The 2,545-nt window shown below is 55.9% G+C and carries 1 rRNA gene; it reads left to right on the top strand.

Features of this window, described 5'->3' with window-relative positions:
• Nucleotides 1-2,540 (top strand): 23S ribosomal RNA (locus tag E1919_RS27040); the annotation flags it as partial.
• Nucleotides 2,541-2,545 lie beyond the last annotated feature (5 nt).

Below are 2,545 nucleotides of genomic sequence, written 5' to 3' on the forward strand. Positions count from 1 at the left end.
CGTAAGCTCTTTGGCCCTAGTGGTATCCTGAGTAGGGCGGGACCGGAGAAATCCCGCCTGAACCCGGCAGCACCATCTGCCAAGGCTAAATACTCCTGAGAGACCGATAGTGAACCAGTACCGTGAGGGAAAGGTGAAAAGCACCCTGAATAAGGGGGTGAAACAGATCCTGAAACCATGCGCCTACAAGCGGTCGGAGCCCCTTTGTGGGGTGACGGCGTGCCTTTTGCATAATGAGCCTACGAGTTACTCCTCCCTGGCGAGGTTAAGGTCCTTGAGGACCGGAGCCGGAGCGAAAGCGAGTCTGAACAGGGCGCACAGTCAGGGGGGGTAGACGCGAAACTTTGTGATCTACCCATGGGCAGGATGAAGGTTGGGTAAAACCAACTGGAGGTCCGAACCAGTTTACGTTGAAAAGTATTTGGATGACCTGTGGGTAGGGGTGAAAGGCCAATCAAACTGAGAAATAGCTCGTACTCCCCGAAATGCCTTTAGGGGCAGCGTCGCGGTGGAGTCATGTGGAGGTAGAGCTACCGATAGGACTAGGGGGAGTCACATCCTACCGAATCCTGACGAACTCCGAATGCCACTTGACATACGCGGCAGTGAGGCGCGGGGTGCTAAGGTCCCGCGCCGAGAGGGAAAGAACCCAGACCGCCAGCTAAGGTCCCCAAATTTGCGCTAAGTTGAACAAAGGGGGTCCACTTGCTTAGACAGCCAGGAGGTTGGCTTGGAAGCAGCCATTCCTTTAAAGAGTGCGTAACAGCTCACTGGTCGAGCGAGAGGGCATCGATAATAATCGGGCATCAAGCGCAGTACCGAAGCTGCGGATTATGACGCGAGTCATACTGGTAGGGGAGCATTCCCTTCTGCTGCGAAGGCGTCCCGGCAAGGGGCGTTGGAGCGTAGGGAAAAGCAAATGTAGGCATGAGTAACGATAATGCGGGCGAGAAACCCGCACACCGAAAGACCAAGGTTTCCTGATCAACGCTAATCGGATCAGGGTTAGTCGGGTCCTAAGGGCGAGGCGAAAGCGCAGTTCGATGGACAGCTGGTTAATATTCCAGCACCGGCACGTCATAGCGATGCGGTGACGGAGAAGTGAAAGGACCGCGCACTGACGGAATAGTGCGTTTAAGGCCGTAGGTATTGGACCAGTCGTAAAGCACGCTGGACTAGCTGAAAGCTGAAAGTACCCCGAGGCTTCGGCCAAGGGGATAGTGTCCCTAATCAGGCTCCCGAGAAAACCCGCTAAGCGTTTTAAATGGCGTGCCGCCCGTACCGCAAACCGACACAGGTGGTCGAGGAGAGAATCCTAAGGTGCTCGAGTGAATCACGGCCAAGGAACTCGGCAAAATGACCCTGTAACTTCGGGAGAAGGGGTGCTTCCTCTGTGCAAGCAGAGAAGCCGCAGTGAAGAGGCCCAGGCGACTGTTTAACAAAAACACATGGCTTTGCGAAATCGAGAGATGAAGTATAAGGCCTGACACCTGCCCGGTGCCGGAAGGTTAAGAGGGGGGGTTAGCTGTTAAAGGCGAAGCTCTGAATCGAAGCCCCGGTAAACGGCGGCCGTAACTATAACGGTCCTAAGGTAGCGAAATTCCTTGTCGGGTAAGTTCCGACCTGCACGAATGGTGTAACGATCTGGGCGCTGTCTCAGCCGTGAGCTCGGTGAAATTGTAGTCTCGGTGAAGATGCCGAGTACCCGCAACGGGACGGAAAGACCCCGTGCACCTTTACTATAGCTTAGCATTGACGCTGGGTAACTCATGTGTAGGATAGGCCGGAGAAAGCGAAGCGGCGTCGCCAGGCGTCGCGGATTCGTCCTTGAAATACGGCCCTTGAGTTGCTTGGCGCCTAACCTTCTCAAAGAGGGGGACAGTGCTTGGTGGGTAGTTTGACTGGGGTGGTCGCCTCCAAAACAATAACGGAGGCTTTCAAAGGTGCCCTCAGCACGCTTGGTAACCGTGCGCAGAGCGCAATAGCACAAGGGCGCTTGACTGTGAGGCCCACAAGCCGAGCAGGGTCGAAAGACGGATATAGTGATCCGGTGGTTCCGCATGGAAGGGCCATCGCTCAAAGGATAAAAGGTACGCCGGGGATAACAGGCTGATCTCCCCCAAGAGCTCATATCGACGGGGAGGTTTGGCACCTCGATGTCGGCTCGTCACGTCCTGGGGCTGGAGAAGGTCCCAAGGGTTCGGCTGTTCGCCGATTAAAGTGGCACGCGAGCTGGGTTCAGAACGTCGTGAGACAGTTCGGTCCCTATCTGTTGCGGGCGTCGGAGATTTGAGGGGTCCTGACCTTAGTACGAGAGGACCGGGTTGGACGAGCCACTGGTGGACCTGTTGTATCGCCAGATGCAGCGCAGGGTAGCTACGCTCGGACGGGATAAGCGCTGAAAGCATCTAAGCGCGAAACCCGCCCCAAGATGAGATCTCCCTTAAGGGCCGTGGGAGACTACCACGTCGATAGGCCGCAGGTGTAAAGTCAGAAATGGCACAGCCGAGCGGTACTAATTGCCCGAGCGCGTTCTCAGAGTGGA

The sequence above is a fragment of the Pontibacter pamirensis genome (assembly GCF_010015475.1).
GTDB classification, from domain to species: domain Bacteria; phylum Bacteroidota; class Bacteroidia; order Cytophagales; family Hymenobacteraceae; genus Pontibacter; species Pontibacter pamirensis.